The 23773-nt window shown below is 70.7% G+C and carries 24 protein-coding genes and 1 pseudogene; 9 read left to right on the top strand and 16 right to left on the bottom strand.

Features of this window, described 5'->3' with window-relative positions; genetic code table 11:
• Nucleotide 1: 1 nt before the first annotated feature.
• The 7 genes from ccsB to hemL form a co-directional block, all read right to left on the bottom strand.
• Complete coding sequence (gene ccsB / locus IEZ11_RS31915; RefSeq protein ID WP_189266417.1) at nucleotides 2-1111, bottom strand: c-type cytochrome biogenesis protein CcsB; 1110 nt, start codon at nucleotides 1109-1111, stop codon at nucleotides 2-4.
• Nucleotides 1108-2832: a cytochrome c biogenesis protein ResB gene (gene resB, locus IEZ11_RS31910; RefSeq protein ID WP_189266416.1), complete on the bottom strand. Its 1725-nt coding sequence runs from the start codon at nucleotides 2830-2832 to the stop codon at nucleotides 1108-1110. The genes ccsB and resB overlap by 4 nt, the downstream gene beginning before the upstream one ends.
• A gap of 3 nt (nucleotides 2833-2835) precedes the next feature.
• Complete coding sequence (locus tag IEZ11_RS31905; protein WP_189266415.1) at nucleotides 2836-3606, bottom strand: cytochrome c biogenesis CcdA family protein; 771 nt, start codon at nucleotides 3604-3606, stop codon at nucleotides 2836-2838.
• Nucleotide 3607: 1 nt separating this feature from the next.
• Complete coding sequence (locus IEZ11_RS31900; RefSeq protein ID WP_189266414.1) at nucleotides 3608-4198, bottom strand: TlpA family protein disulfide reductase; 591 nt, start codon at nucleotides 4196-4198, stop codon at nucleotides 3608-3610.
• Nucleotides 4199-4254: 56 nt separating this feature from the next.
• Nucleotides 4255-5520 carry a polysaccharide deacetylase family protein gene (locus IEZ11_RS31895; RefSeq protein ID WP_189266413.1) on the bottom strand — a complete coding sequence of 422 codons (1266 nt, stop codon included), beginning with the start codon at nucleotides 5518-5520 and terminating at the stop codon, nucleotides 4255-4257.
• 129 nt (nucleotides 5521-5649) lie between these two features.
• Nucleotides 5650-6339, bottom strand: a complete 690-nt coding sequence (locus IEZ11_RS31890) for a histidine phosphatase family protein (RefSeq protein ID WP_189266412.1) — start codon at nucleotides 6337-6339, stop codon at nucleotides 5650-5652.
• Nucleotides 6336-7664 carry a glutamate-1-semialdehyde 2,1-aminomutase gene (hemL, locus tag IEZ11_RS31885; protein ID WP_189266411.1) on the bottom strand — a complete coding sequence of 443 codons (1329 nt, stop codon included), beginning with the start codon at nucleotides 7662-7664 and terminating at the stop codon, nucleotides 6336-6338. Before hemL ends, IEZ11_RS31890 begins: the two co-directional genes overlap by 4 nt.
• A gap of 302 nt (nucleotides 7665-7966) precedes the next feature.
• Here hemL and IEZ11_RS31880 point away from each other — a divergent pair, with 302 nt between their 5' ends.
• Nucleotides 7967-8650 carry a hypothetical protein gene (locus tag IEZ11_RS31880; RefSeq protein WP_189266410.1) on the top strand — a complete coding sequence of 228 codons (684 nt, stop codon included), beginning with the start codon at nucleotides 7967-7969 and terminating at the stop codon, nucleotides 8648-8650.
• A 240-nt stretch (nucleotides 8651-8890) separates the two neighbouring features.
• Here IEZ11_RS31880 and IEZ11_RS31875 read toward each other — a convergent pair.
• The 4 genes and pseudogenes from IEZ11_RS31875 to IEZ11_RS31860 all read right to left on the bottom strand — a co-directional run.
• Nucleotides 8891-9019: pseudogene (locus IEZ11_RS31875) on the bottom strand (flavoprotein); the annotation flags it as partial.
• Complete coding sequence (locus IEZ11_RS31870; RefSeq protein ID WP_229713482.1) at nucleotides 9016-9810, bottom strand: WbqC family protein; 795 nt, start codon at nucleotides 9808-9810, stop codon at nucleotides 9016-9018. The pseudogene IEZ11_RS31875 and the gene IEZ11_RS31870, both read right to left, overlap by 4 nt.
• Nucleotides 9752-10438 (bottom strand): YdcF family protein, encoded by a 687-nt coding sequence (locus IEZ11_RS31865; protein ID WP_189266409.1) that lies wholly within the window; start codon nucleotides 10436-10438, stop codon nucleotides 9752-9754. The genes IEZ11_RS31870 and IEZ11_RS31865 overlap by 59 nt, the downstream gene beginning before the upstream one ends.
• On the bottom strand, nucleotides 10435-11478 hold the full coding sequence (locus tag IEZ11_RS31860; protein WP_189266408.1) for a helix-turn-helix domain-containing protein: 1044 nt from the start codon (nucleotides 11476-11478) through the stop codon (nucleotides 10435-10437). The genes IEZ11_RS31865 and IEZ11_RS31860 overlap by 4 nt, the downstream gene beginning before the upstream one ends.
• 119 nt (nucleotides 11479-11597) lie before the next feature.
• On the opposite strand from IEZ11_RS31860, the gene IEZ11_RS31855 reads away from it, so the two are divergent.
• From IEZ11_RS31855 to IEZ11_RS52775, 3 genes are read left to right on the top strand one after another with little or no spacing between them, the layout of a single operon-like run.
• Nucleotides 11598-12014, top strand: coding sequence for a hypothetical protein (locus tag IEZ11_RS31855; protein WP_229713481.1), 417 nt, complete (start codon nucleotides 11598-11600; stop codon nucleotides 12012-12014).
• Nucleotides 12015-12046: 32 nt separating this feature from the next.
• Complete coding sequence (locus IEZ11_RS31850) at nucleotides 12047-12427, top strand: hypothetical protein (RefSeq protein ID WP_229713480.1); 381 nt, start codon at nucleotides 12047-12049, stop codon at nucleotides 12425-12427.
• Nucleotides 12424-12762: a DUF7848 domain-containing protein gene (locus IEZ11_RS52775; protein ID WP_444544941.1), complete on the top strand. Its 339-nt coding sequence runs from the start codon at nucleotides 12424-12426 to the stop codon at nucleotides 12760-12762. Before IEZ11_RS31850 ends, IEZ11_RS52775 begins: the two co-directional genes overlap by 4 nt.
• On the opposite strand, the gene IEZ11_RS52045 is transcribed toward IEZ11_RS52775, so the two are convergent.
• The 5 genes from IEZ11_RS52045 to IEZ11_RS31830 all read right to left on the bottom strand — a co-directional run bounded on the left by IEZ11_RS52045 (nucleotide 12752) and on the right by IEZ11_RS31830 (nucleotide 17824).
• Nucleotides 12752-12877 carry a hypothetical protein gene (locus IEZ11_RS52045; protein WP_268239937.1) on the bottom strand — a complete coding sequence of 42 codons (126 nt, stop codon included), beginning with the start codon at nucleotides 12875-12877 and terminating at the stop codon, nucleotides 12752-12754. The two genes, IEZ11_RS52775 and IEZ11_RS52045, sit on opposite strands and share 11 nt — an antisense overlap.
• A 113-nt stretch (nucleotides 12878-12990) precedes the next feature.
• Complete coding sequence (locus tag IEZ11_RS31845; protein ID WP_229713479.1) at nucleotides 12991-14160, bottom strand: alpha/beta hydrolase family protein; 1170 nt, start codon at nucleotides 14158-14160, stop codon at nucleotides 12991-12993.
• A 207-nt stretch (nucleotides 14161-14367) separates the two neighbouring features.
• The gene (locus tag IEZ11_RS31840) at nucleotides 14368-16620 is read right to left on the bottom strand and encodes an ABC transporter permease (protein WP_189266404.1); all 2253 of its coding nucleotides are present in this window, start codon (nucleotides 16618-16620) and stop codon (nucleotides 14368-14370) included.
• Complete coding sequence (locus IEZ11_RS31835; RefSeq protein WP_189266403.1) at nucleotides 16617-17303, bottom strand: ABC transporter ATP-binding protein; 687 nt, start codon at nucleotides 17301-17303, stop codon at nucleotides 16617-16619. Before IEZ11_RS31835 ends, IEZ11_RS31840 begins: the two co-directional genes overlap by 4 nt.
• Nucleotides 17300-17824 carry a PadR family transcriptional regulator gene (locus tag IEZ11_RS31830; RefSeq protein WP_189266402.1) on the bottom strand — a complete coding sequence of 175 codons (525 nt, stop codon included), beginning with the start codon at nucleotides 17822-17824 and terminating at the stop codon, nucleotides 17300-17302. The genes IEZ11_RS31835 and IEZ11_RS31830 overlap by 4 nt, the downstream gene beginning before the upstream one ends.
• 214 nt (nucleotides 17825-18038) lie before the next feature.
• Between IEZ11_RS31830 and IEZ11_RS31825 the strand changes: the two genes are divergently transcribed.
• The 5 genes from IEZ11_RS31825 to IEZ11_RS31805 are packed head-to-tail and all read left to right on the top strand — an operon-like array spanning nucleotide 18039 to nucleotide 23746.
• Nucleotides 18039-19337 carry an extracellular solute-binding protein gene (locus IEZ11_RS31825; protein ID WP_189266401.1) on the top strand — a complete coding sequence of 433 codons (1299 nt, stop codon included), beginning with the start codon at nucleotides 18039-18041 and terminating at the stop codon, nucleotides 19335-19337.
• Nucleotides 19334-20206, top strand: coding sequence for a carbohydrate ABC transporter permease (locus IEZ11_RS31820; protein ID WP_189266400.1), 873 nt, complete (start codon nucleotides 19334-19336; stop codon nucleotides 20204-20206). Before IEZ11_RS31825 ends, IEZ11_RS31820 begins: the two co-directional genes overlap by 4 nt.
• Nucleotides 20203-21090, top strand: a complete 888-nt coding sequence (locus IEZ11_RS31815; protein WP_189266399.1) for a carbohydrate ABC transporter permease — start codon at nucleotides 20203-20205, stop codon at nucleotides 21088-21090. The genes IEZ11_RS31820 and IEZ11_RS31815 overlap by 4 nt, the downstream gene beginning before the upstream one ends.
• On the top strand, nucleotides 21087-22607 hold the full coding sequence (locus tag IEZ11_RS31810) for a carboxylesterase family protein (protein ID WP_189266398.1): 1521 nt from the start codon (nucleotides 21087-21089) through the stop codon (nucleotides 22605-22607). The genes IEZ11_RS31815 and IEZ11_RS31810 overlap by 4 nt, the downstream gene beginning before the upstream one ends.
• Nucleotides 22608-22615: 8 nt before the next feature.
• Complete coding sequence (locus IEZ11_RS31805; protein ID WP_189266522.1) at nucleotides 22616-23746, top strand: ROK family protein; 1131 nt, start codon at nucleotides 22616-22618, stop codon at nucleotides 23744-23746.
• The last annotated feature ends 27 nt before the right edge of the window (nucleotides 23747-23773 follow it).

The raw sequence follows: 23773 nt of genomic DNA, 5'->3' as shown, positions 1-23773 counted from the left end.
CTCAGACGCCCGCGTACGAGTGCTTGCCGGTCACGAAGATGTTGACGCCGTAGTAGTTGAAGAGCCAGCAGCCGAAGGCGATCATCGCCAGGTAGGCGGCCTTGCGGCCCTTCCAGCCGGCGGTGGCGCGGGCGTGCAGGTAGCAGGCGTAGGCGACCCAGGTGATGAAGGACCAGGTCTCCTTGGGGTCCCAGTTCCAGTAGCGGCCCCAGGCGCTGCCCGCCCAGATCGCGCCCGCGATGATCGTGAAGGTCCAGAGGGGGAAGACGGCCGCGTTCACGCGGTAGGCGAACTTGTCCAGGGACGCCGAGGCGGGCAGCCGCTCCAGGACGGAGGTGGCGAAGCTGCCGGGCTTGCCGCCGTTCTCCAGCTTGCTCTCGTACGCGTCCTTGAAGAGGTACAGGATCGTGGCGACCGCGCCGACGTAGAAGACCGCGCCGCAGAAGATCGCGGTCGAGACGTGGATGTAGAGCCAGTACGAGTGCAGGGCCGGGACCAGCGGCTCGCTCGCCGTGTAGAGGACGGTGACCGCGAGGCCGAGGTCCAGCAGGACCGTGGTGATCAGGAAGAGGCCGAGCCAGCGGACGTTCTTCCGCAGGGCCAGCAGCGTCAGGTAGACGGCGACCGCGACCGTGGAGAACGTGATGTTGAACTCGTACATGTTGCCCCACGGCGCCCGCTGCACCGAGGCCGCGCGGGTGGCCACGCCCGCCAGCTCCACGAGGAAGGCGAGGACCGTGAGGGAGATCGCGATCCGGCCGTAGAGGTCGCCCTGCTCGTCGCCGCCGTGCGCGCCGGGCCCGTCCGGCACGTCCCGGGAGCCCGCCGCGGAGCGGACCACGACCTGCGGGCGCTCCAGTACGGCGGTGCCGCCGGCCTTCTTGACCGTGACGGCGGGCGCCGTCTTCGTGTCCGTCTTGGTGGTGAGCGCGTTGGCGGTGCGCGCCACCCGGCTGCGGCTGCCCAGCAGCCACTCGAAGATGTAGGCGAAGAAGGCCAGCGTGTAGACGGCCATCGAGGAGTAGACGAGCGTGTTGCTCATGCTCGCCAGATGCTCGTTGGTCGCGGCGAGCGTGGTCACGTCGAGCGCGTGTGCGGCGGCGGAAGTCATCGCTTCTCAGCCCCTTCGGCAGGTACGACTTCGGGGTCGGGGGAGGGTGAGGGTGAGGAGTCGTCGGGGTCGGGAGCCCCCGGCGCCTGGTCGTAGAGGATTCCCGCGAGGTCGCCCAGTTCCTCGGGCACCTTCGCGGACTCGCTGCGGCCGAGCCCCGCCATCTCGACCACCGTGACGCCGTCGGGGCCCGGCACCGCGCGCACCCACACCCGGCGGCGCTGGATGAACAGCGAGGCGGCGAGGCCGAAGATCGCGGCGAGCGCACCGCCCAGCGCCCAGCTGCTGCCGGGCTCCTGGACGATCTCGAAGCCGGCCCATTCCCTGACGCCCTTCTCGAACGTCACGGAACCGGCGCCGTTCGGCAGCTGCATGGTCTGGCCGGGCTTCAGGTTGTCCCGGAACTGCTTGCCCGCGGAGTCCTTGAACTCCTTCAGGTGCGTCTTGTCGAGCTGGTACACGCTCTGCGGGATGCCCGAGTTGACGCCGAGGTCGCCGTGGTACGGCGCCAGGTTCAGCACCGGGTTCTCCAGCGCCGGGAAGGTGGAGAGGACGGAGGAGCCGCCGCCGTAGGTCGGCACGAAGAACAGCTGGATGCCGAGCTGCTCGCTGACGCCCTGGGCGCTCCGGTAGCCGTCCATCACCTTCACCACGCCCTGGGAGCTGATGTTGGCGTCGAGCGGGAGCATCGGGACGGCGTCGTGGTAGACGACCTTGCCCTTGCTGTCGCGGACGGTGATGACGGGGGCGTAGCCGTGGCTGACGAGGTAGACCTTGGCGTCGCCGATGTGCAGCGGCTCGTTCACCTTGATGGTGGTCCGCTTCGACCTGCCGTAGGCCCCCTCGCTGTAGTCGATGTCGGCGGCGAAGGTGACCGGGGTGCCCTTGCTGGGGCCGCTGGTCTGGTAGGTCGCGTGGAAGTTCTTCAGGTCGAAGCTGAACGGCACCAGGTCGTCGGTGCTGAACATGGAGCCGGACTTGAAGTCGTCGTACTGGAGGATCGAGTTGGCGAACCCGTCGCCCTCGACGACCAGCTTGGTGCCGTCCGACTTGTACATCTGGCCGGAGGCGAACGCGATCAGCAGCACGATCAGCGCGATGTGGAAGACCAGGTTGCCGAACTCCCGGACGTAGCCCTTCTCGGCGGCGACCGCGTCCCCGGCGAGGTGCGCGCGGAAGCGCCGCTTCTTCAGGAGTCCGAGGGCCGCCTCGCGGACCTCCTCCGGCGCGGCCGCCGTCCGCCACGTCGTGTACGCCGGGAGCCGGTCCAGCCGCTTCGGGGCGCCCGGCGGGCGGCCGCGCAGCTGGCCCACGAACTGCCAGGCGCGCGGGATGATGCAGCCGACGAGGGAGACGAAGAGCAGGATGTAGATCGCCGAGAACCACACCGAGCTGTAGACGTGGAACAGGCCGAGCCTGTCGTAGATCGGCGACAGCGTCTTGTGGGTCTTCTGGAAGTCGGCGACCTTGTTGATGTCGGCGCCGCTCTGCGGGATCAGCGAGCCGGGGATCGCGCCCAGCGACAGCAGCAGGAGCAGCAGCAGCGCGACCCGCATCGAGGTGAGCTGCCGCCAGAACCAGCGGGCCCAGCCGATCACCCCGAGGCCGGGTGCGGCCGGCGGCTCGGCGGGAGCGGTGGAGAGCTGGGAGCCGGCGGCCCCGAGGTCCTGCTGGTCCTGCTCGCCGTTGTCGGTCGTGGTGTCGGTCGTGGTGTCGCTCATCGATCAGATCCCCACAGTGAAGCCGGCGGACCAGGACTGCATGTCCTGCACGAGACCGTCCCAGGCCCCGGTCAGCAACAGCACACCGGTCACGATCATCATCGTGCCGCCGATGCGCATCACCCAGACATAGTGGCGCTTGACCCAGCCGAAGGCGCCGAGCGCCTTGCGGAAGGCGACCGCGGTGACCACGAAGGGCACACCGAGGCCCAGGCAGTAGGCGACGGTCAGTATGGCACCGCGGCCGGCGCTGCCCTGCTGGGAGGACAGCACGATCACGGAGGAGAGCGTCGGGCCGATGCACGGGGTCCAGCCGATCCCGAACAGCGCGCCCAGCACGGGTGCCCCTATCAGACCGGCCACCGGCCGCCGGTGGAAGCGGAACTCGCGCTGGGTGAACCAGGGCATCAGGCCCATGAAGAAGACGCCCATGGCGATCATCAGCACGCCGAGCACCTTGCTGAGTCCGCTGGAGTGCTCCAGGAGCGTCGAGCCGAAGTAGCCGAAGAGCGCACCGCCCGAGACGAACACGGCGGTGAAACCGAGCACGAAGAGGGCGGCGCCCGTGGCCATCCGGCCGCGCCGGGCGTCCGCGAGATCGGTGCCGGCGACCCCGGTGACGTACGAGAGGTAGCCGGGGACGAGGGGCAGCACGCACGGCGAGAAGAAGGAGACGAGTCCGCCGAGCAGCGCGATCGGCAGGGCGAGCACCAGGGCGCCGTTGAGGACGGTCTCGTTGTGGCCGTCGGCCGCGACCGTGAGGAGTGCGCTCACGTCACTTCTCCGCGACCACGGGCTTGAGCATCTTCAGCAGGTTCTCCTCGCTGAGCGCCGCCAGCGAGCGCGCCGCGATCTTCCCCTGCCGGTCGAGCACCAGGGTGGAGGGGATGGCCTGCGGGTTGAGCGTGCCCTTCTTGAAGCGGAGCATCAGCTTGCCCGTCGGGTCGTACAGGCTCGGGTAGTCGATGCCGTTCTGCTTCTCGAAGGCGACCGCGGAACCGGTGCTGGTGTCGCGGGTGTTGATGCCGACGAACTGGACGCCCTTGCCCGCGTACTCCTTGGAGACGGAGGCGAAGTAGGGCGCCTCGGCCCGGCAGGGGCTGCACCAGGAGCCCCAGACGTTGATGACGACGACCTTGCCCTTGTAGTCGGCGACGTCGAGGGTGCTGCCGTCGATGGTCTTCCCGGACAGGTCGGGGGCCGCCGCGCGGTGGCCCTGAGCGACCGTGTCGATGCCGTCCTTGCCGGTGACGAAGTTGGTGTTGCCGCCTCCGCCGGAGGTGCCGCCGTTGCCGCACGCGGACAGGGTCAGGGCCGCCGTGGCGGCCATGGCGCCGAGCAGGAGGGCGCGGCTACGGGTACTCATGTGAAAAGTTTCGCATGCCCGTTCTGGGGATCTTGCGCACCCCCCTGACGGACGCCTCAGGCGGCCGCGCCCTGCTTCAGGAAGGTCTTCCAGCCGGCGGCGGGCCGCTGTCCCACGTCCAGGGTGCGCAGCTTGGCCAGCACCTCGGGACGCTGTACGTCCATCCAGTCCGCGAACTGCCGGAAGGAGACCATCCGGACGTCGGCGCCCTTCTCCTTCTCCCGGGCGATGTGCCTGAAGGCCTGCTCGACGGCGTCCATGTAGATGCCGCCGTTCCACTGCTCGAAGTGGTTGCCTATGAAGAAGGGCGCCCGGTTCGTCGTGTACGCCCGCTCGAATCCGGCTGTGTACGCCTGGGCCGACTGGGTCCGCCAGCCCGGGTAGTTGTAGGCGGGGGCCTTGGTCGAGTTGACCGACTGGTTGGCGAGCATGTTGTAGTCCATGGAGAGGACCTCGAAGGAGCGGCCGGGGAAAGGTATCTGCTGCAACGGCAGGTCCCACACGCCCAGCTTCTTGTCCGGCCAGACCTGGCGGCCGCCGGGCGAGGAGGCGTCGTAGCGCCAGCCGAGCTCGCGGGCGGTGGGCAGCAGGTTGTTCTGGCCGAGCAGGCAGGGGGTACGGCCGCCGACCAGCTCCTTGTCGTAGTCGAAGGGGAGCGCGGGCAGGTCGGTCCAGCCGGTGTTGGTCCGCCACTCCTTCACGAACGCCTTGGCCTGGTCTATCTCGCTGCGCCACTGCTTGGGCGTCCAGTTGCCGACGGTGCCGTAGCCGCCGCAGAAGTGGCCGTTGAAGTGGGTGCCTATCTCGTGGCCTTCGAGCCAGGCGCGGCGGACGTTGGTGAGGGTCGCCCTGACGTGCTCGTCGGTGAGGTAGCCGATGTCGGAGGCACCGCGGGGGTTGTTCGGGGGGTTGTAGAGCCGCTTCTTCGACTCGGGGAGGAGGTACAGCCCCGAGAGGAAGAAGGTCATCGACGCGCCGTGTTCCTTGGCCAGGTCGAGGAAGCGCGGGAAGAGGCCGTTGCCGACCTCGCCGGCGCCGTCCCAGGAGAAGATCACGAACTGCGGCGGGGTCTGTCCCGGCTCCAGCGGCTCCGGGGCGGCGGGCTGGTGCGGCTGCCTGCCGGTGCGGGAGGTGGAGCCGTCGCCGAGGGGACGGGCGGTCGCGGTCGGCTTCGCGGCGGGCGTCTTCGAGGGACGCCCGGTGGAACCGCCGGCATGGTCCGAACCGTCCGACGATGTGTGCGTGCCGCAGCCGGCGAGGCCGAGTCCGGCCGCGGCGCCCGCGCCGACGCCGAGTAGTCCCCTTCGGGTGAAGGTCCGCATGGTTCCCCGATTCGTCACGGCCTCTGGTGGTCACCCACTCAGAGGCCGGGACGAACGCGGAGGTTCCGCAAGGAACCACATATTTTCAGACTAATTTAATGAAGCCGGGTTCCACGGCCCTCGGACCGGCTACGCGCCGAAGGCCTTGTCCTTCCCCTTCACCGGCTTGGCGCCGGCACGCAGGTGCGCCGGGACGAGGTCGATGGCCGGCTCGGAGTACCCGACGGAAACGATCCTGTCGCCCTCGTACGTGAACGTCGTCAGGGAGGCGAGGGTGCACTGCCGCCTGCGCGGATCGTGCCACAGCCGGCGCTTCTCGACGTACGACCGCAGGATCCAGATCGGCAGCTGGTGGCTGACCAGCACCGCCTCGTGCCCGCGCGCCCGGTCCCTGGCCGCGTCGAGCGCGCCCCTCATCCGCACGACCTGGTCGACGTACGGCTCACCCCAGGACGGCCGGAACGGGTTGACGAGGTACTTCCAGTTGGCCGGGTTCTTCAGCGCCCCGTCGCCGACCCCGAAGGTCTTGCCCTGGAAGATGTTCTCGGCCTCGATGAGCCGCTCGTCGGTGGCGAGGTCGATCCCGTGCGCCTTGGCGATCGGGGTGGCCGTCTCCTGGGCGCGCTCCAGCGGGGAGGCGACGACGTGGCTGACGTCCCGGGCGGCGAGGTGCTCGGCGACCCGGTCGGCCATCTGCCGCCCGAGCTCGGAGAGGTGGTAGCCGGGCAGCCTGCCGTACAGCACACCCTCCGGGTTGGCGACCTCCCCGTGCCGCATCACATGCACCACGGTGATGTCCTGCTCGCGCTGCTCGCTCATGCTGCCGTGGCCTCCGCGGCTGCTCGGGCCGCCGCCGGAAGGGCGTCGGCGATCTTCTGGACGGCCCGCTCGTCGTGGGCCGTGGAGACGAACCAGGACTCGAAGGACGACGGCGGCAGGTAGACACCGTCGGAGAGGAGGGAGTGGAAGAAGGCGGTGAACCGGAACGACTCCTGGCCGCGCGCGTCCTCGTAGTTGCGCACCGGACGGTTGGTGAAGAAGACGGAGAACATGTTGGAGGCGGTCTGCACCTGGTGCGCGACGCCCTCCTTGTTCAACGCCTCGCCGACGAGCCCCTGGATCTGCTCCGACACGGCGTCGACCCTGTCGTACGCCGCGTCGTCGAGCAGCCGCAGCTGGGCGAGTCCGGCGGCGGTGGCGACGGGGTTACCGGAGAGGGTGCCGGCCTGGTAGACGGGCCCGGCCGGGGCGAGGTGCGCCATGACGTCCGCCCGCCCGCCGAAGGCCGCGGCCGGGAACCCACCCCCCATCACCTTCCCGAAGGTCATCAGGTCGGGCACCACCCCGTCGATCCCGAACCACCCGGCCCGGCTCGTCCGGAACCCGGTCATGACCTCGTCGGAGATGTAGAGGGCGCCGTTCTCGCGGCAGGCGTTCTTGAGTCCCTGGTTGAACCCGGGCGCGGGCGGCACGACACCCATGTTGCCCGGCGAGGCCTCGGTGATCACGCAGGCGATCTCCCCCGGGTGCCGGTGGAAGGCCTCCTGCACGGCTTCGAGGTCGTTGTACGGCAGCACGATGGTGTCGCCGGCCTGCGCACCGGTGACACCGGGGGTGTCCGGCAGCGCGAAGGTGGCGACGCCGGAGCCGGCGGCGGCCAGCAGGCTGTCGACATGCCCGTGATAACACCCGGCGAACTTGATCACCTTGGTGCGCCGGGTGAACCCGCGGGCGAGCCGGATGGCGGACATGGTCGCCTCCGTCCCGCTGCTGACCAGCCGCACCTGCTCCAGGGGCTCGATCCGGGCGACCATCTCCTCCGCGAGGGCGACCTCGCCCTCACCGGGCGTACCGAAGGAGGTACCGCGGGAGACGGCGTCCTGGACGGCGGCGATGACCTCGGGGTGGGAGTGGCCGAGGATCATCGGCCCCCAGGAGCACACGAGGTCGACGTACTCGCGCCCGTCGGCGTCCGTCAGGTAGGGCCCCTTGCCGGAGACCATGAAACGGGGGGTGCCGCCGACGGCGCGGAAGGCGCGCACCGGGGAGTTCACGCCGCCGGGCGTGACGGCGGAGGCGCGGTCGAAGAGCGCCTGTGAGACGGGCGCGTCGTAGGGATAGGGCGTTTCGCTCTGGGCACTCATGACGTGCGACTTCTCCGACTTCTCGGACTCCGGATGCTGGGTGACCTCCTCAGGGTAGGCGGAGGACGGTGCTCTCCTCGCAGCGGTGGGCGGCGGTCCCCGCGCGGCGGCCGGGGCATCTGCGAGACTGTGACCCGATACACCCAGCTCATCCGGCACGCAGGCGGCCGGAGGCTGTAAAGATCCTGCGGACTGATGTTTCGACGCACGTTTCGGCGGGCGGCCGTGGGGGAGGTCACTGACACGATGATCGGGTTGCGCGGCGGGGGCCACGCGTCCTAGAAAAGCAGTCGGGTGGAGATATGCATCGCGGTGGCGGACTGGGCGAGGGGACCGATGACCTGGGTCCTCGACGTGCCGAGCGGGGAAGGCACCGGCGCGACGCGGAGGAATCGGCCGAAGCAGCACGTCAGGAACAGGGCGTACCGGGTGAGTCGGAGCGGCGCGATCGACGTATCGATCAGCGGGACCGCGATCAGAGGGATCGGGACCAGCTGAGCGAGCGACGGATCGACCGTCTGCAGACCGGGAGCAGGAATGGTGGTCGGGTGGGGGTGACGTACAAATACTTCGGCGCACCGGACGGCGCGACCGCGGCTCGTGTCCCGATCTCGATGCGCCCCGAGGAACTCGGCGGCGACGAGCTCGGCATGAACGGCATGTTCACGAAGATCAAGCCGGAGACGATGGCCGCGATGGTACTGACGGGCATCGAAGGCGTGCCGCTGCACAAGGTGCCGCCGCTGGAGCTGGTGGTGCTGCACCCCGACTACGCGGTCGTGAAGCTCCCCATGACGGTGGTCGATCCGCTGCGCGGCATCGGCGAGGAAGCGGTGGGCGCGGCGGCCTTCATCTGGTCGACGGTCCCGGACCGCGGCGGCCCGAGGGACGCGTTCAACGTGTACCAGCTGCTGCACGAGTGGCAGGACTTCAGCCATCGGCTGCATGAGGCGGGGCATCAGCCGTACTGCCTGGTGTGGCCCTGACCTGGAGTTTCACTGGTTTCGGGCGGGGTCTTCGGGCCTCGCCCTTTTTGGTGCCGGAGAGGGGCCGTCAGGCGGCCAGGGCACATTGGTTTCGCGTGGGGGGGGGCTGATGTGCCCTGGGCGGGGGGCGTCGTCGTCTTCCGGCTCGGGTTCCGCATCTGTTTCCTCGGTGAAGGCGTCGTCGACCTGCGTCCAGGAACACGGAGACGTAGAGGCGCGCCGGAGGGCGCGCATGCCGTCTCCGACGGCCCGGTTCCGTTCCTGCGCGGCGGTGATCAGTTTGCCGACGTCACCGGCGATGCCGCACGCGCAGGCGACGACGTACAGGAAGGGCTTCTTGGCCGGTGGCTTGGTGGTGAGCTCGGTCACGCGCGGGTCCCAGGATGGTGGGCTTCTCGTTGGGCGGCCAGTTGATCGGCCAGCGCATCGGTCCCGATCTTGCTCAGAGCCCACAGGCTGCTGGATCGACGTGCCCAGCGCCAGAGCGGGTTACCCACAGGGGTATGGAAGGGCAGCACGGGAATGCCGTGAACGTCGAAAGGACCGGCGTCGAGGTAACGCAGACCACCGGTGCCGCACAGATAATGGGTGCTGCCAGCGGCTGCCACGAGGTCGGCGAGGCGCTCGGAGCGGCCTTGCCGGGTCGGGATCTCGCTGCTGTCCCGCACCTTCCCCGACCAGCCGAGAACTCTGAGCAGGGCGATCGTCGATGTCCTCGCCAGGTCGGCCACACGGTCCGACTCGTCGAGCGCGTCCAGTACCTCGGACACAGCGCCCCAGTGGGGGCTGCGGCCGTAGTACTGGCGGACGAGAAGCTGGACCGTCCGGCGCGAGCGACGCGTATCAACGAGCCGTGCCTGGCTGATCAGCGTCGGGCGCCCGTGGGGAAGGTGCGTCGGGAGCGTGAGCCACTGCTGTCGCGGTGGATCGTCCAGGGCGGCGAGACGGGCGCGGTGCTGGTAGTCGCGCCGGGCGAACTGCACGTCGTCCAGGACGATCCACAGGTCGGCCGAGAACAGCTTCGCCAGCGTGGACAGCCGGGGAAACAGGTTCGGTTGGTGGATCGCGCACAGCCCGTCCGATGCATCGGTACTGGGCGGCTCAGGTGCTGATGAGGCGGCTGTCGAAGCCGGCGCCCAGGAGGCGCTCGTAAGCGTCATACACATCCCCCGGTACGTCCTGCTCGACGGCAAAGCCGAGCTTCGGGTACTCGATCACCCGCTGCAGGTCACCGACGAGCATGTCGACGACGAGCTTCTCGTCGCCGATGGACTTGATGTAGTCGTCCAACTCCAGCGGCTCGGAGGCGCACACGACCTCAGCCTCGGGCCACAGCTTGCGGCAGGTCGCATACGAGCGGCGCTCCATGTACGGCTTGGAGATCAGCAGCAGCGACTGCACTTCCACCCTGGCCTCGGCCAGCAGCTCGCGGGAGAAGGTGATGTTCTGGCCGGTGTTTGCGGCCTTCGACTCCACGATGATCGCCTCGTCCGGCACCCCCAGGCTCAGCGCGTGCTCGCGGTAGTGGACGGCCTCGCCGCGCGGGAAGCGAGCGCGGGTGGTGGGGCTGTTGCCGCCACTGAAGACCACGACCGGGATAAGGCCGGCGCGATAAAGGTCGGCCGCAGTAGTCGCGACCCCGAGGTCGTGGCTGCCCAGGCCGATCGCCGCCGAGCAGGGCCGCAGCTGGTGGCCCATCTGGTGGTAATTCCAGATCAGCGTCGCGTCGTGGAACTGCTCGTCGGTGATCTGGCGCTGCTGCTCCGGCACTGTCACTCCCTGGCTCATCCTTGCTGGCCCTTTCGGATGCCCTCAATACTGCGCAGCTGGTGGCTCAGCCCGTACTGGCGGGCCACCTGTGCCGCCTGATCGAGGACGAACAGCCCATCATTCCGGGTCGCCGCATCCGACAGAAGGATGTGCCCGTACGCGGTGTCCAGCCTCACCCGCTGCATCGGGGAGTCGACCGTGCCGGTGGTGCGCGCGATGTCGATGTAGTGCAGTGCCTGCTTCAGGTCGCCGGCACCGCGATGGGCCAGCGCCAGCTTCTGGTGGGCGACCGACCAGTCCTCCGGCTCGCCCAGGTCCTCGAAGGCACGAGTGGCGGCCGTCATCGCGTTGGTGGCGTACTCGTTGTCGCCCTCCTTGCTCAGCGCCGTACCCACCCACAGCCGCGCCCTGGCACGGTCACGCGGGCTCAGACGCTGGTCCCCGGCGAGGAGTTCGTAGTGGCGAGCGGAGGATTCCAACTCGCCCGACATCTCCTGAACGACGGCCAGGGACAGCTCGATCTGAGCCACCCGGCGTGGGATGTCGAGCTCGGTGAACATGCCGCGGGCGGTCAGGTAGGAGTGGCGGGCGGAGAGCGGGCCGAGGATCGCGCCCTGATCGCGCTGGAGGTCGCCCAGAAGCACGAGGGAACGGCCGTACAAATAGAGACCCTTGTCGTCCATCTGCTGGGGTGCACGGCTGCCCAGCCAGCGGTTCAACAGGGTTGAGGCGAACGGGAAGTCCTGACGGCCGATGCAGACAACAGCACGCTCGATGTCCTCGGTCCAAGTCTCGTAGTCCGCCGGCCGCGCGCTCCTCCGCTCAGGGAACAGCGTTGCCTCGAAGCGGGCTTGGGCGGCGGAATCCGCCCGTACGAGTGCGGTGTCGAGGATGGCCTGGGTGTCCGGTCGGGGCTGTGTCTCCGCGCCGAGGCTCTCCCACTTCGCAACCGTGCGCAGCGCGACACCGAGGTGCTCGGCGAAAGCGCGCGTGCTCATACGCAACGCGGCGCGCAGGGCGCTCGCCTCCCGACCTGTCCATTGCTGCACGCTGACCACGGATGACCTCCCTCCGTCACGTATGGAAGCACTGTCGGTGACGACGTGGGGGGGGAAGTGCAACGGAAGTACAACAGCAGGTCATTTCGAGGCCGTTCACGACGGCCGACGCTATGGGCATGGACGACGACCTCATCACCGAACGCCGCCCCGTCGCCTTCCCCCAGGTCTTCGGCTACCTACGCCACGTCGCCGGCGGGCTGCCCCGCCACGCGGCGCTCGTCGACTGCCTCACCGAGTACTGCGAACGGCACGAACTGGCCCTGTGCGGTGTCTTCACCGAACGCGACTCCACTGTGATCATCCGGTCCCCGGCCTTCGTCGGTCTGCTCGACGCGCTCGAACTCCCCGATGCCTACGGTGCCGTGGTCCCGGCTCTCAGCCACCTCGGCCCGAAGGGCCTCGGCACCGAGCGCAAGCGGCAGATGACAAATGCAGGCGCTCGTCTGATCGTGGTCCGCCACTTCACGCCGACCGCAGAATCCACTTCTTCGCTCGGCGCGAGCCACAGCTTCTGGCCGGAGGGGGATGCGTGATGTCCGTGCGCGATGCGTTGCGAAGAGCTCCCATGGTGAACGACGTGCCGGGACTGCGGCTGCGGAAGGTCGGCGACGGCTGGGACGTCGTGCGCACCTCCGCCGAGATCGGCCTCCTGGCCCTGGCCTATCTGCGCTGCATCGGTACTTCCGTCGGTCCCGTGCTCTACGACAGGCCCAACGGGCGTCTCTATTACGCCGTCCCGACCGGCACCGCAACCAGCTGGGACGATCTTCCGGTACGGCACCTCTCCACCAACTCCTGGCTCGTCGCACCCGGCGTGGAACTGCTCGACGACCGGTTCGGCGGGTGGTGCGAGCTGCCTGACGACGACACCCTCACCGACACTGAGGCCCTCCGCGCTGCTCTCCAGCACCCCTACGTCGCCACAGCTCTGGAGGCGGTTCGATGACCAGCCGCACGATCATGCGCCACCAGGAGTGGACCCTCCAGCCCGACCGGGAACCCGACGCAGAGCCCACCACGTACGCGATGCAGTGCGCGGTCTGTGGCGAGACCTCGCCGCCCGGCACCGACTTCGCCGAACCGCAGAGCTGGGTGTTCACGCACTGCGCGTGGACGAGTGCTTCGCCCCCTTGCTCGACCACCGTTCCCGCCACCAGAGCGGGCAGGGCCTGGACGACGCCCCTGAGCGCGCCGACCCGGGCCTGGGGGTCGGGAGCAGTTCGGTCGGCGGATCGCGCACACCCCACCCAACGGTTCGACGCGAGGTGGCTCAGGTGCTGATGAGGCGGCTGTCGAAGCCGGCGCGCAGGAGGCGCTCGTAAGCGTCATGCACATCCCCCGGTACGTCCTGCTCGACGGAAGCTATCGGCGTCTTGGCCATCCGGATCAGGCTCATCAGCTGACACCTGACGCCCTGCCCCTCCCCCGGGCGGACGGGTCCGGGACGAGTTCCCGCGGTCGGGGCGTGTGGACCGCGGCGCGGGACGTGGGCGCCGCGGTTCACGGGCTTCAAGGAAGGAACTTCACCTCGGGGAAGGCCGCGCTCGGGCCGTCGAGCAGATGCCCTCGGCGGTGCCGCAGGTGCAGGTCGAAGAAGGCGAGCGGGTAGGCCTGTTGGATCCGTACCGACCGGGCCGGGTCGAGGGTGCCGATCCAGTCCTGGATCTGCTGGTCGGTCATGCCGAGGATCCTGCCTGCCTGCGCGATCAGCGTCGCGTTGTCGCCGTACGACTGGTGGATGGCCCCGTCGGCCTGGATGTCGAGCCGCCAGCCGCGCAGGTGCGTCCAGAACTCGGCGACGTCCGGCATGGCGGCCCGGGTGAACACGGCGGTCATCATCATGAACGGCCGGTCCAGGTCGGCGGTGATGGTCGGCTGCATCGGGCCGTCGAGGCCGAGCCCGGCCCTGACGCGCTGGTCGGCGAGCATGGTGAGCGCGGTGGCGGTGCCGCCCTTCGACCAGCCGAACGCGCCGATGCGGCAGGGGTCCAGGGCGCCGAGCAGGCCTTGGGGCAGTGGCTTGCCGTCGACGTCGGGACTGCGGCCGGCGGCGAGCATCTCCACGCAGTCGAGCAGGAACCGGAGGTCCGCGGCGAAGTCCTTCGGGAACATCGGGTGGGCGCCCGGGGTGACCACCCGGCCGTCGGGGAACTCGGTGAACGTGTCGTAGGTGTGGTCGACGGTGACCACCACATACCCGTGGCTGGCGAGTTCCTGGACCATGATGGTGTGGTCGCCGCGGTGGCTGCCCGAGCCGTGCGAGTACACGATGACGGGCAGACGGTGGCCCGTACGGTGCACGGGGGCGCCCGTGTGTCCGGCGGTGAGCGGGCCGAGGGCGGGGTCGATGGGGAAGTCGGAGTCTGTCAGGAACGCCCGTAACGCGCCCTCGGCCATCCAGGGGGCGCGCGGCAGGTCCTCCGCCCTGCGGGCGGGGTACCAGACGCCGGCCATCAACTCGCGGTAGTGCCCCGGGCCGGCCACGGGATCCGGGCGTGAGGTGTCGACGAGGTGAAGCGGCACCGTGCCCACCGGGTGCGGTCCGGTGGGCGGAGGCAGGGTGAGTCGCGCCGGACCGGAGGCGGTCGGAGCCGCCCACGCGTGGGATGCGGCGCCGAGCGGCACGGCAGCCCCGATTCCGGCGGTCAGCGCTGCCCCGAGCATGCGACGGCGCGTCATTGGTTCTTGGCTGTTGGACGCCGTGACGGTCATGAATCCTCCCTGGTTCGGGTTTCTTGGTCGGAACCGGGTCCGCGGCCCGTGGCGCCGGTGCGGGGCGGCGTCGTCATGGCCTCGCGCCCGGTCCTCGACGTCGTTGCGAAGATCTCCGTCAGCCCCGACCGCCGATGGGAAGGACGTCCGGGTCCCTGGCGGGGAGTTGGCGTGTCAGCCGTTGCGGGCGGCCGCTGGGCCGGTGATGCGTCTGAGCAGGGGGAGAGTCGACGCGATGATGCCCAGCGAGGCGACGAGGCCGACAGCGACGAGCGCGTAGTACGCCACGCCCGGCGCCACCAGGTCGTAGTGCATCTGCGATTTCAGGAACAGGGCCGAGGCGGCGAAGGCCGTACCGATCGAGATCACGGACACTGCCAGCAGCGGCAGTGTGCTCTCCAGGCCGATGACCCGCTGCAGCAGCCGCAGCGGCGCACCGGTGAGCCGTAGCAGCGCGAACGGGCGTCGGCGATCCGAGAGGCCCGCGACCACGCTCACCGCCAGGCTGCAGCCTGCGATCGGCAGGGTGGTCAGCAGCACCACGTCGGCCAGTTGCCGCCAACCGGCCAGCTCCTGCTGCAAGTCGGTGCCCCAGTCGCCCACGGTTTGGGCCTGTTGGTGCGGGTAGGCGGTGGTGAGCAGGGTCCGTACGCGTTCCATGGCGGCTGTCGACCCGTCGGTGGCCACGTAGAGCAGTTGTACGGGCAGCTTGGCGACGGCTGCGGTGCTGATCGCGGCGGCGGGCCACGGCAGGTTCGGGTGCGACTGCAGGCTGACGAACGCGTAGAAGTCGACGGCCGTGACGCCCGCGCCGGCCGGGCAGCGGCCCACCATGGGAGTCTGCGCCAGGTCGGAGCAGGTCACCAGGGCCGGCGCGGCCGGGGGTGGATCGCCCGGGTGGACGCTCCGACGCACCAGCTTGCCGACGCCGTCGGGGTTGGCGTGGACAACGGCCGCGCCCCGCACGCCCGGGATCGCGCGCACCTCGGTCAGCAGCCGGTCCGGGACGGCCCCGGCCAGCGGCGCCTGGCCGTCGCTGCCGACCTCCACCACCGTCCGGGTCTGCCGGTCACCACCCAGCGTGCCGCGGTGGTCGTTGATGGTGCCGATGATGCTGACGGTCGCGGTGGTCACGAACAGGGCCAGGACGAGGCCGCTGACCGCGCGGAAGCCGGCCTTCGGGTCGTCGGCGAGCCGGCGCACCGCGATCAGGGCGGCCGGGCGGCGGGTGCGCCGGGCGACCGCCCTGGCGACGATCATGGTCAGCCATGGCCCGGCGATCACCAGGCCCAGCATCACCACCAGGAAGCCGGGGAGGTAGGCCGCCGTCTGGCCGTTCCCGGTCGCCGGGCGGCGGCCGGCGAAGACGAAGTACGCCAGTTCGGCCAGGCCCGCCAGCAGCGGGATCAGCCGCCAGGCGCGCGGGGGGCTCGGGGTCACCCGGCGGGTCACGCCGAGCGGGGAGATGGTGACCCGGCGCAGTGCGAGGCGCGCCGCGATCGCCGCCGCCACGGGCACGCCGACCATGACGCCGAGAACCTGCGGGGCGCTGAGCGTCAGATCCGAGCGGAAGAACCGCTGCTGCCCGGTGAGCGGAATGGTGGCGACCAGCGGGCGCAGCGCGGCGTAGAGCCCGAAACCGGCCACCGTCCCGGCGGCCGCCGCCAGCGCGGACTCCACCGCCGACAGCAGTGCCACCTGCCGGGGAGTGGCGCCGACCAGCCGCATCGCCGCGTACCGCTGTTCACGCGTGGCGGCGGACAGCCGGGTCGCGGTGGCGATGAAGACCAGCACCGGGAAGATCAGTGCCCCGGCGACCACGGAGGAGATGAGCGTCAGCGCGTCGCCGCGCACCGCGTCGTCCCAGCACCCGCTGTCGCAGGCGGGTGGCCGGGTGTCGGCGATGGTGGTGACCGTTCTCGCCCCTGGTGCGCCCTTGATCTGGGCGGGGGTACGGCCGGTGACGGCGATCAGCGAGTCCGGGGAGGCCAGGGCGGCGTCGCCGATCGTGCCGCTGAGCCGACCGGGGAAACGGTCGCCCAGCTGGTCGGCCGGGGTGTCGTGGATCAGCTTGGCCAGCGCGGGAGAGGCGTAGTACTCGCCGGGCGTCGGCAGGTGCGCCAGGCCGGGCGGGACGGGCGAGGTCGGACCGGTCGCGGCGACGTCGACCTCGGTGAGGGACCTGCCGTCGTAGTAGTCGCCGTGCGGCCACCACCACAGCGGGTCCGCCGAGGCCCGCTCGGTACGGCCGGCGGCGCCGGTGTCGAGCCAGACCTGCCGCTGGTTGGTCCGCTCGACGGCGTTCATGCTGGCGAAGGTCGACAGCAGCAGCCCGACGCCGATGGCCACCGCGGCGGCGATCATGACCAGTCGGGCGAGGGCCTCCCGGCCGCCGCTGACCGCGAGGCGGAGGGCGAAGGCGATCACGAGGCTGTCCGTCCGATCGTGAGCAGGCTGGCCCTGCCGTCCCGGACGATGGCCTTCTGGTCGGCGTACGCGGCGACCCGGGGCTCGTGGGTGACCAGGACGACGGTGGTGCCCTCCTCGTGGGCCGCGTCCACCATCAGCTCCATCACCTGCTCGCCGGTCAGCGAGTCCAGCGCCCCGGTCGGCTCGTCGGCGAACAGCACCTTGGGCCGGGCCACCAGGCCGCGGGCCAGTGCCACCCGCTGCGCCTGCCCGCCCGACAACTCCCCGGAGCGGCGCCCCTCCAGGCCGTCCAGGCCCAGCCGGGCGAACCAGGGCCGGGCCTCGGCGAGCGCGGCTGCCCGGCGCCTGCCGGAGAACAGCAGCGGCAGGGCGACGTTCTCCTCCGCGGTCAGCTCGGGGACGAGCTGGCCGAACTGGAAGACGAAGCCGAAGGTGTCGCGGCGTAAGGCGCTGCGCTCGGCCTCGTTCAGGGTGTCGATGCGGCGTCCGTCGAAGTGCACCTCGCCCGAGTCGGGGGTGAGGATGCCGGCGAGGCAGTGCAGCAGGGTGGACTTGCCCGAGCCGCTCGGGCCCATCACGGCGAACACCTCGCCGGCTTCGACGGCCAGGCCGGCGCCGCGCAGGGCAGGGGTCTCCCCGAAGGACAGGGTGAGATCGCGGGCCTCGATCAGGGCGGTCATGTGCGTACCGCCGCTGCCAGCGTGTCCATCCGGGCCGTGGTCTGCTCGATCCACCGCAGGTCGGCCTCCAGGTGGAACAGGCCATGGTCGGCGAGCAGGACGTCGATGATCGGGCCGGTGCGGCGCAGCTGGGTCAGCTCGTGCATCCGCTGCAGGTGGGCGGCCCGCTGGGTGTCGAGGTACTGCTGGGCGTCGCGGCCGAGCATGAGGGCCAGCACGACTTTGGTGAACAGCACGGTCTGCAGGTTGGGCTCGGGGGTCACCGGCTCGGTGAGCCAGGTCTCGAACTCCGTCGCCCCCGCCTCGGTGATCACGTAGCGCTTGCGCTCGGGGCCCACTCCGGGCTCCGCCTCGCCGGCGACGACCTTCCCGTCCCGCGCCAACCGGCCGAGCGTTGTGTAGACCTGCCCGTACGGCAGCGGCTTGCCGCGGTTGAAGAAGGCGTCGTAGTCGCGCTTGAGGTCGTAGCCGTGGCTCGGCTCCCGCTCCAACAGCCCCAACAGGGTGAGAGGAACACTCATACGAGGACCATACACCGGGGATATACTCCGAGTGTATATCTGCTGAGGGTCGGTTCGGGTCCGGGGACCTCGCATCGGGTTCGTGCTGCGGGCATGATTTCGCTACAAGTTCCGAAATTATTCGTGACGGCTCGGCCATTCCGGTGCAACACGGCGTTCGTAGCTTCGCAGTCAGCGATAACGCTGCTTTCCCGCGAAATCCAGGAGCCCCCGAATGTCCCTCCCCTCCAGACGCGGTGCCCTGAAGCTCTCCGCCGGCCTGGCGCTGCTCGGCGCCGGTGCCCTCACCGGCTGTGGCCGTGACACCGCGACCACCGCCGCGAAGTCCTCCGCCGCACCCGTCGACGCCTCCCCGGCCACCGGCACCCTGAACGTCTGGGCCGCCCAGGGCGACGCGGACGTCCTGGACAAGGTCATCAAGCCGTTCAAGGCCGCGAACCCGAAGCTCAAGGTCGAGTTCACGCTGATCCCGAACGCCGAGTACTACACGAAGCTCCAGTCGGCGATCGCCGCGGGCAAGGGGCCGGACGTCGCCCAGTTCTTCCCGGAGTCGCAGGCGCAGTTCCTCGATCCGTCGATCCTGCGGGCCGTGCCGGACGGCCTGGTCGACCCCAGGTCCTTCTTCGGCAGCCTCTGGGACGCCGGTGTGGTCGGCGACGTCGCCTACACGGTCCCCTGGTACGCGTACACCTACGCGCTCGTCTACCGCTCCGACCTCGCCGCGAAGGCGGGCGTCAAGGCGCCGACGACCTGGGCACAGACGGTGCCGTTCCTCAAGGCGCTGCAGGGCGCCGGGGCCGGGCACGGTCTCGGCGCCGACATCGGCTGGGACGTCTTCAACGGCCAGGACGTCGCCATGTACGCATGGCAGGCGGGCGGGTCGCTGCTGTCCGGCGGGAAGTGGACGCTGGACACGCCGGAGACGGTGGACGCGCTCAGGTACAACGCGTCGTTCTTCACCTCCAAGGTCGCCGACACCAGCGGACCCACCTTCCTGGACGCGCAGCCGTACTTCGTGTCCGGCAGGACGGCCATGATGATCACCGGGCCGTGGGTCGTCGGCCAGCTCGACACCGCGGCGAAGAAGGAGGGCTGGACGGCGGCCCATGTCGCCACCGCGCCGCTGCCGGCCGGCTCGTCGGGCAGTGTCTCCTTCTCCGCGGGCGGCACCTGGGGCGTGCTCGCGGACGGCGGCAACGCGGACGCGGCGTGGAAGTTCGTGCGGTACCTCGCGAAGCCGGCCACCCAGGTCGCGCAGTACAAGGCGTACAGCTCGCTGCCGGCCGTCGTCTCCGCCTGGGACGACACGGCGATCAAGGGGCAGCCGCTGCTCGACGCCTTCCTGACCCAGCTGAAGAACACCCGGGCGCTCCCGCGGGTGAGCACCTGGCAGCAGGTCGCCACCCGGCTCGGCAAGGAGATGGAGGCCGTGGCCAAGGGCACCGAGAGCGCGGCGAAGGCGGCCGCGAACGTGCAGGCGTACGCCGAGAGTCTCGGCACGGGAACGAAGTGAGGGCCCGCCGGACGGCCGTCGGCTGGCTGTTCCTCGCACCGTTCACCCTGGTCTTCCTGCTCTTCACGGCCGTCCCCGCCGTCGCCGCGCTGGGCTTCAGCCTCACCGACCTGCGCGGCTCGGACCTGCGGCATCCGTTCGCGGTGGACTTCACCGGCCTGGAGAACTACGTCCGGCTGTTCCAGGACGACAGTTTCGTGCGGGACATCCTCAACACCGCGCTGTTCGTGGCCGTCGGCGTTCCGCTGACCATGGCGGCCGGGTTCGCGCTGGCCCTCGCGCTCGACTCCGGCATCCGGCGGCTGCGCGGCGTGTTCCGTACGGTGTTCTTCGCGCCGGTCGTCACCAACGTGGTGGCGGTCGCGCTGATCTGGCGGTACGCCTTCGACCGGGACGGCACCGTCAACCGCGTACTCTCCGCGGTCGGCCTGGCCGGGCCGAACTGGCTGGACGACACGCATCTGGCGATGCCCGTCGTCATCGCGCTCGGCGTCTGGCGCAACTTCGGCACCGCGATGGTGCTGTTCCTCGCCGGTCTCCAGGCGATCCCGCGGGACGTGTACGAGGCGGCCGCCCTCGACGGGGCGGGCCGACGGCGACAGCTCCGGCACATCACGCTGCCGATGCTGATGCCCACCACCCTGATGGTGTCGGTCCTGCTGACCGTCTTCTACCTCCAGGTGTTCGACGAGCCGTATCTGCTCACCGACGGCGGCCCGCTCGGCTCCACCGAGTCCGTGGCGCTGTACACCTACCACCAGTTCGGCTCGGGCGAGCTGGGCGTGTCGTCCGCCGCGTCCTTCGTGATGCTGGTCCTGGTGGCCCTGGTGAGTGCCGTCCAGTTCCGACTGCTGAGGCCCCGCTCATGACCGCCGTAGCCGCGTACCAGAACGCCGAACCCGCCGCCGACGACGACCGGATCTCCGTACGCCGCCGGTCCCTCTCCCAACCGCTGCTGTACGGCGCGCTGGTGCTGTGCGCCCTGCTCACCCTGCTGCCGTTCGTGTGGGTGGCCGGCGGCTCGCTGCGCAGCCTCGACGAGATCCGCTCCGACCCCGGTGCGTGGCTGCCGCACCATGTCACCCTGGACAACTTCACCCGGCTGTTCCGGACGCAGGGCTTCGGCCGGTTCCTGGCCAACAGCGTGGCCGTCGCGGTCATGACGGTCGCGGGCAACGTGATCGCCGCGTCGGCCGCCGGATACGCCCTGGCCAAACTGGAGTTCGCGGGCAGGAGACTCGCGTTCGGCGCGGTCATGGCCGCGCTGATGGTGCCGGTCACCTCGGTGTTCATCACCCAGTTCGTGATCACCGTCGACCTGGGTCTCGCCGACACCCTGACCGGGATCGCGCTGCCGTCCCTGGCGCTGCCGCTGTCGGTGTTCATCATGCGCCAGTACGCGGTGTCCGTCCCCGACGAACTGCTGGAGGCCGCCCGGATCGACGGGGCGGGCGAGTTCCGGATCTTCTTCCGGATCTTCCTGCCACTGGCCGGACCCGCGGTCGCGACGATCACGATCATGTCGTTCCTGTACTCGTGGAACAACTTCATCTGGCCGCTCGTCGTCGCCCAGAGCATGTCGACGTACACGCTCCCGGTGGGCCTGGCCGCCACCAGCCAGGCGGCCGCGCATGTCACCGACTACGGCCTGATGCTCGCCGGATCGATCGTGGTGATGCTGCCCGTGCTGGTCCTCTTCCTGTGCCTGCAGCGGTACTTCGTGCAGGGTGTCGCCGGGACGGGGATGCGGTGACCGCCGGAGATGTGGTGCGGACGCCCGCGGGCACGGTCGTCGGCCGCCGAACGGGCCGGGTACGGCGCTTCCTCGGCATCCCGTACGCCGAAGCCCCCTTCGGGGTACGGCGGTTCGCGGCGCCGGTCCCCCGCGGCCGGTTCACCGAGCCGTACGACGCGTCCCGGCACGGCGCCACCGCGCAGCAGGTGCCGCTGTTCACGACGACCACGATCCCGGAGCCGTCCGTGCCCGGCGAGGACGTGCTGAACCTGAGCGTCGTCGCCCCGGCCGACGCCGACCGCTGCCCGGTCCTGGTGTGGATCCACGGCGGCGGCTTCCTGGCCGGGAGCCCGGCGAGCCCCTGGTACGACGGGCGCTCCTTCGCCCGCGACGGGGTCGTCACCGTGACGGTCGGCTACCGGCTGGGCGTGGACGGGTTCGCGCCGCTGGACGGAGTACCGGCCAATCTCGGGCTGCGCGACGTGCTGCTGGCGCTCGACTGGGTACGGGAGAACATCGCCGCGTTCGGCGGTGATCCTGGACGGGTCACCCTCGCCGGGCAGTCGGCCGGGGGCGCGGCGGTGCTGGCGCTGCTGTCGTCGCCGGCCGCCGAGGGCCGCTTCCAGCAGGCGGTGAGCATCTCCGGCGGCCTCTTCGAGGTGCGGCGGGACACCGCCCGCGGCTTCCTCGGACGGCTGGGGAGACGGCTGGCCGTGCCGCCGACGCGGGAGGGGTTCGGCGGCGTCGCCATGGACCGACTACAAGAGGCGGTAAGGGATTTGCGAGGCGGGGAAACGCTGGTGCTCGGACCGGTCACGGGTGACGACATCCTGCCGGTGAGCATCGCCGAAGGGCTGACCGGGCACGGCCTCGGAACACCGGTGCTGCTGGGGTCGACCGGCGACGAGTTCGACGGCGGCGGGGACGGGGACGGGGACGGGGATGGAGACGGGGAGTTCGACGGCCGGGACGGCAGCGCCGACGGCGACGGGCTCTGCGGTCGCGAGGGCGGTGGCGTCGGTGGGTTCCACGGCCGTTACGACGGTGACGAGTTCGGCGGCGACAACGGCAACGAGGGCCGACCGGCAGCAGAGTTCACGCGCGGCGCGGACACGGCGGCGAGGTCGGCCCGTGCCGCCGGCACCCGGGTCACCGACGTCCTCTTCCGGTCCGCCTGCCCGCGCGTGGCGCATTCCCGGCGGAAGGCCGGCGCGGGCACCTGGCTGTACTCCTTCGAATGGCCCTCGCCCGTCACCGGCGGCGCCACGCACTGCGTCGACCTCCCGTTCTTCTACGACCTCCTCGACGCACCGGGCGTCCGGGAGGCCCTCGGCCCGTGTCCGCCCGCGGAGTTGGCCGCGCTGATGCACGCCGACCTCGTCGGCTTCGTGCACGGACGGCCGCCGTCCTGGGCGCCGGCGACCGGCGGTCCCGGCGATCCGGTGCGCGAGTACGGCCGCCCCGGCGCCGTGCCCGCCGCCGACACCACAGGCGGGTACGACCCCGTGGTCCGGTCGAGCGCGGAGGCCTGCTGATGGCCGGGATGAACCAGAGCGCCGTACGCCGGGTCAACACCTCGGTGATCCTGCGGGCGTTGGCGGTGTCGGCCGAGCCGACGACGCTGACCGCCCTCGCCGGGCGCACGACGCTGTCCCGGCGCACCATCGAGCTGATCCTGGACTCCCTCCTGGCGGCCGGGTGGGTGACGGAGCTGGACCGGGTGCCCACCCGGGGCTGTGCCGGCCGCCCGGCCCGGCGGTACGAACTGCGGGCCGAGCACGCCCTGCTGGCGGCCGCGCGGATCACCACGGAGGACGCGTCCGCGGTCGTCGCCGACGTACGCGGCCGGATACTCGGCCGCGCCCACCGGCCACTGCGCCGCTACCTGGACCCGCAGGCCTCGCTCGACGACGTGGCGACGCTGGTGCGGGAGGCGCTGGCGGACGCGGGCGGGTCACCGGAGCGGCTGCGGGCCGGCGCGCTCGCCGCCGGCGGCGCGATCGACGACGACGGAGTGGTGCGGCGGCTCGTGCACACCACCCGGTGGGAGGGCGTGGACCTGCCCACCGAGCTCACCGGCCGCCTCCGGATGCCCTGGTTCGCGGACAACGACTCCAACCTCGGTGCGCTGGCAGAGCGTTGGCGCGGCGTGGCGGTCGATCACGAGAACGTCGTCTGGGCGGTGCTCGGCAACCGGACCGGCCTCGGCATCCTCATCCGGGGCGCGGTGCACCGGGGACTCGACGGCGCGGCCGGTGAGATCGTCGAGGCCGCGTCCATGCCGACGGACTCGGTCGCGCACCGGCCGGTCTCCTGGCTGACCTCGCCGGAACCGGCCCGCCGGAGCATCGCGCTGGACCGTGTCGCCGCCGCGCGGGCGGGCGAGGCGGGCGCACTCGCGGAGGTCGACGAACTCGTGGCGAACATCGCCTCGATCCTCACCACCCTGTCCTGGACCGTCGCCCCCTCCCTGATCGTGCTGGGCGGTGGTCTGGAGGACGCGGCCGACGTGCTGCTGCCCCGGGTCCGCGAGGCGCTGCGCGCCGCCCGCACCCCCGCGGTCGAGCTGCGGGCCACCGGCCTGGGCCGCGACGCCGCCCTCGTCGGCGCCGTCAAGCTGGCCCTCGACCGCATGGACACCGAGCTGTTCGGGCCGCTCGTACCGAGCCTGTGATCCCCTCCCCCACGCCACCGACCTACG

Source organism: Streptomyces fuscichromogenes (assembly GCF_014645815.1).
GTDB classification, from domain to species: domain Bacteria; phylum Actinomycetota; class Actinomycetes; order Streptomycetales; family Streptomycetaceae; genus Streptomyces; species Streptomyces fuscichromogenes.
This window is presented reverse-complemented; position numbering and strand designations above follow the sequence as displayed.

Coding starts and splice junctions, on each gene's coding strand:
- IEZ11_RS31850 (WP_229713480.1), top strand. CDS start 12,047: ATGGTGAACGACGTGCCGGGACTGCGGCTGCGGAAGGTCGGCGACGGC.
- IEZ11_RS31845 (WP_229713479.1), bottom strand. CDS start 14,160: ATGACGCGCCGTCGCATGCTCGGGGCAGCGCTGACCGCCGGAATCGGG.
- IEZ11_RS31815 (WP_189266399.1), top strand. CDS start 20,203: ATGACCGCCGTAGCCGCGTACCAGAACGCCGAACCCGCCGCCGACGAC.
- resB (WP_189266416.1), bottom strand. CDS start 2,832: ATGAGCGACACCACGACCGACACCACGACCGACAACGGCGAGCAGGAC.
- IEZ11_RS31890 (WP_189266412.1), bottom strand. CDS start 6,339: ATGAGCGAGCAGCGCGAGCAGGACATCACCGTGGTGCATGTGATGCGG.
- IEZ11_RS52045 (WP_268239937.1), bottom strand. CDS start 12,877: ATGAGCCTGATCCGGATGGCCAAGACGCCGATAGCTTCCGTCGAGCAG.
- IEZ11_RS31880 (WP_189266410.1), top strand. CDS start 7,967: ATGCATCGCGGTGGCGGACTGGGCGAGGGGACCGATGACCTGGGTCCT.
- IEZ11_RS31870 (WP_229713482.1), bottom strand. CDS start 9,810: ATGACGCTTACGAGCGCCTCCTGGGCGCCGGCTTCGACAGCCGCCTCA.
- IEZ11_RS31825 (WP_189266401.1), top strand. CDS start 18,039: ATGTCCCTCCCCTCCAGACGCGGTGCCCTGAAGCTCTCCGCCGGCCTG.
- IEZ11_RS31855 (WP_229713481.1), top strand. CDS start 11,598: ATGGACGACGACCTCATCACCGAACGCCGCCCCGTCGCCTTCCCCCAG.
- IEZ11_RS31895 (WP_189266413.1), bottom strand. CDS start 5,520: ATGCGGACCTTCACCCGAAGGGGACTACTCGGCGTCGGCGCGGGCGCC.
- IEZ11_RS31865 (WP_189266409.1), bottom strand. CDS start 10,438: ATGAGCCAGGGAGTGACAGTGCCGGAGCAGCAGCGCCAGATCACCGAC.
- ccsB (WP_189266417.1), bottom strand. CDS start 1,111: ATGACTTCCGCCGCCGCACACGCGCTCGACGTGACCACGCTCGCCGCG.
- IEZ11_RS31830 (WP_189266402.1), bottom strand. CDS start 17,824: ATGAGTGTTCCTCTCACCCTGTTGGGGCTGTTGGAGCGGGAGCCGAGC.
- IEZ11_RS31805 (WP_189266522.1), top strand. CDS start 22,616: ATGAACCAGAGCGCCGTACGCCGGGTCAACACCTCGGTGATCCTGCGG.
- hemL (WP_189266411.1), bottom strand. CDS start 7,664: ATGAGTGCCCAGAGCGAAACGCCCTATCCCTACGACGCGCCCGTCTCA.
- IEZ11_RS31900 (WP_189266414.1), bottom strand. CDS start 4,198: ATGAGTACCCGTAGCCGCGCCCTCCTGCTCGGCGCCATGGCCGCCACG.
- IEZ11_RS31835 (WP_189266403.1), bottom strand. CDS start 17,303: ATGACCGCCCTGATCGAGGCCCGCGATCTCACCCTGTCCTTCGGGGAG.
- IEZ11_RS52775 (WP_444544941.1), top strand. CDS start 12,424: ATGACCAGCCGCACGATCATGCGCCACCAGGAGTGGACCCTCCAGCCC.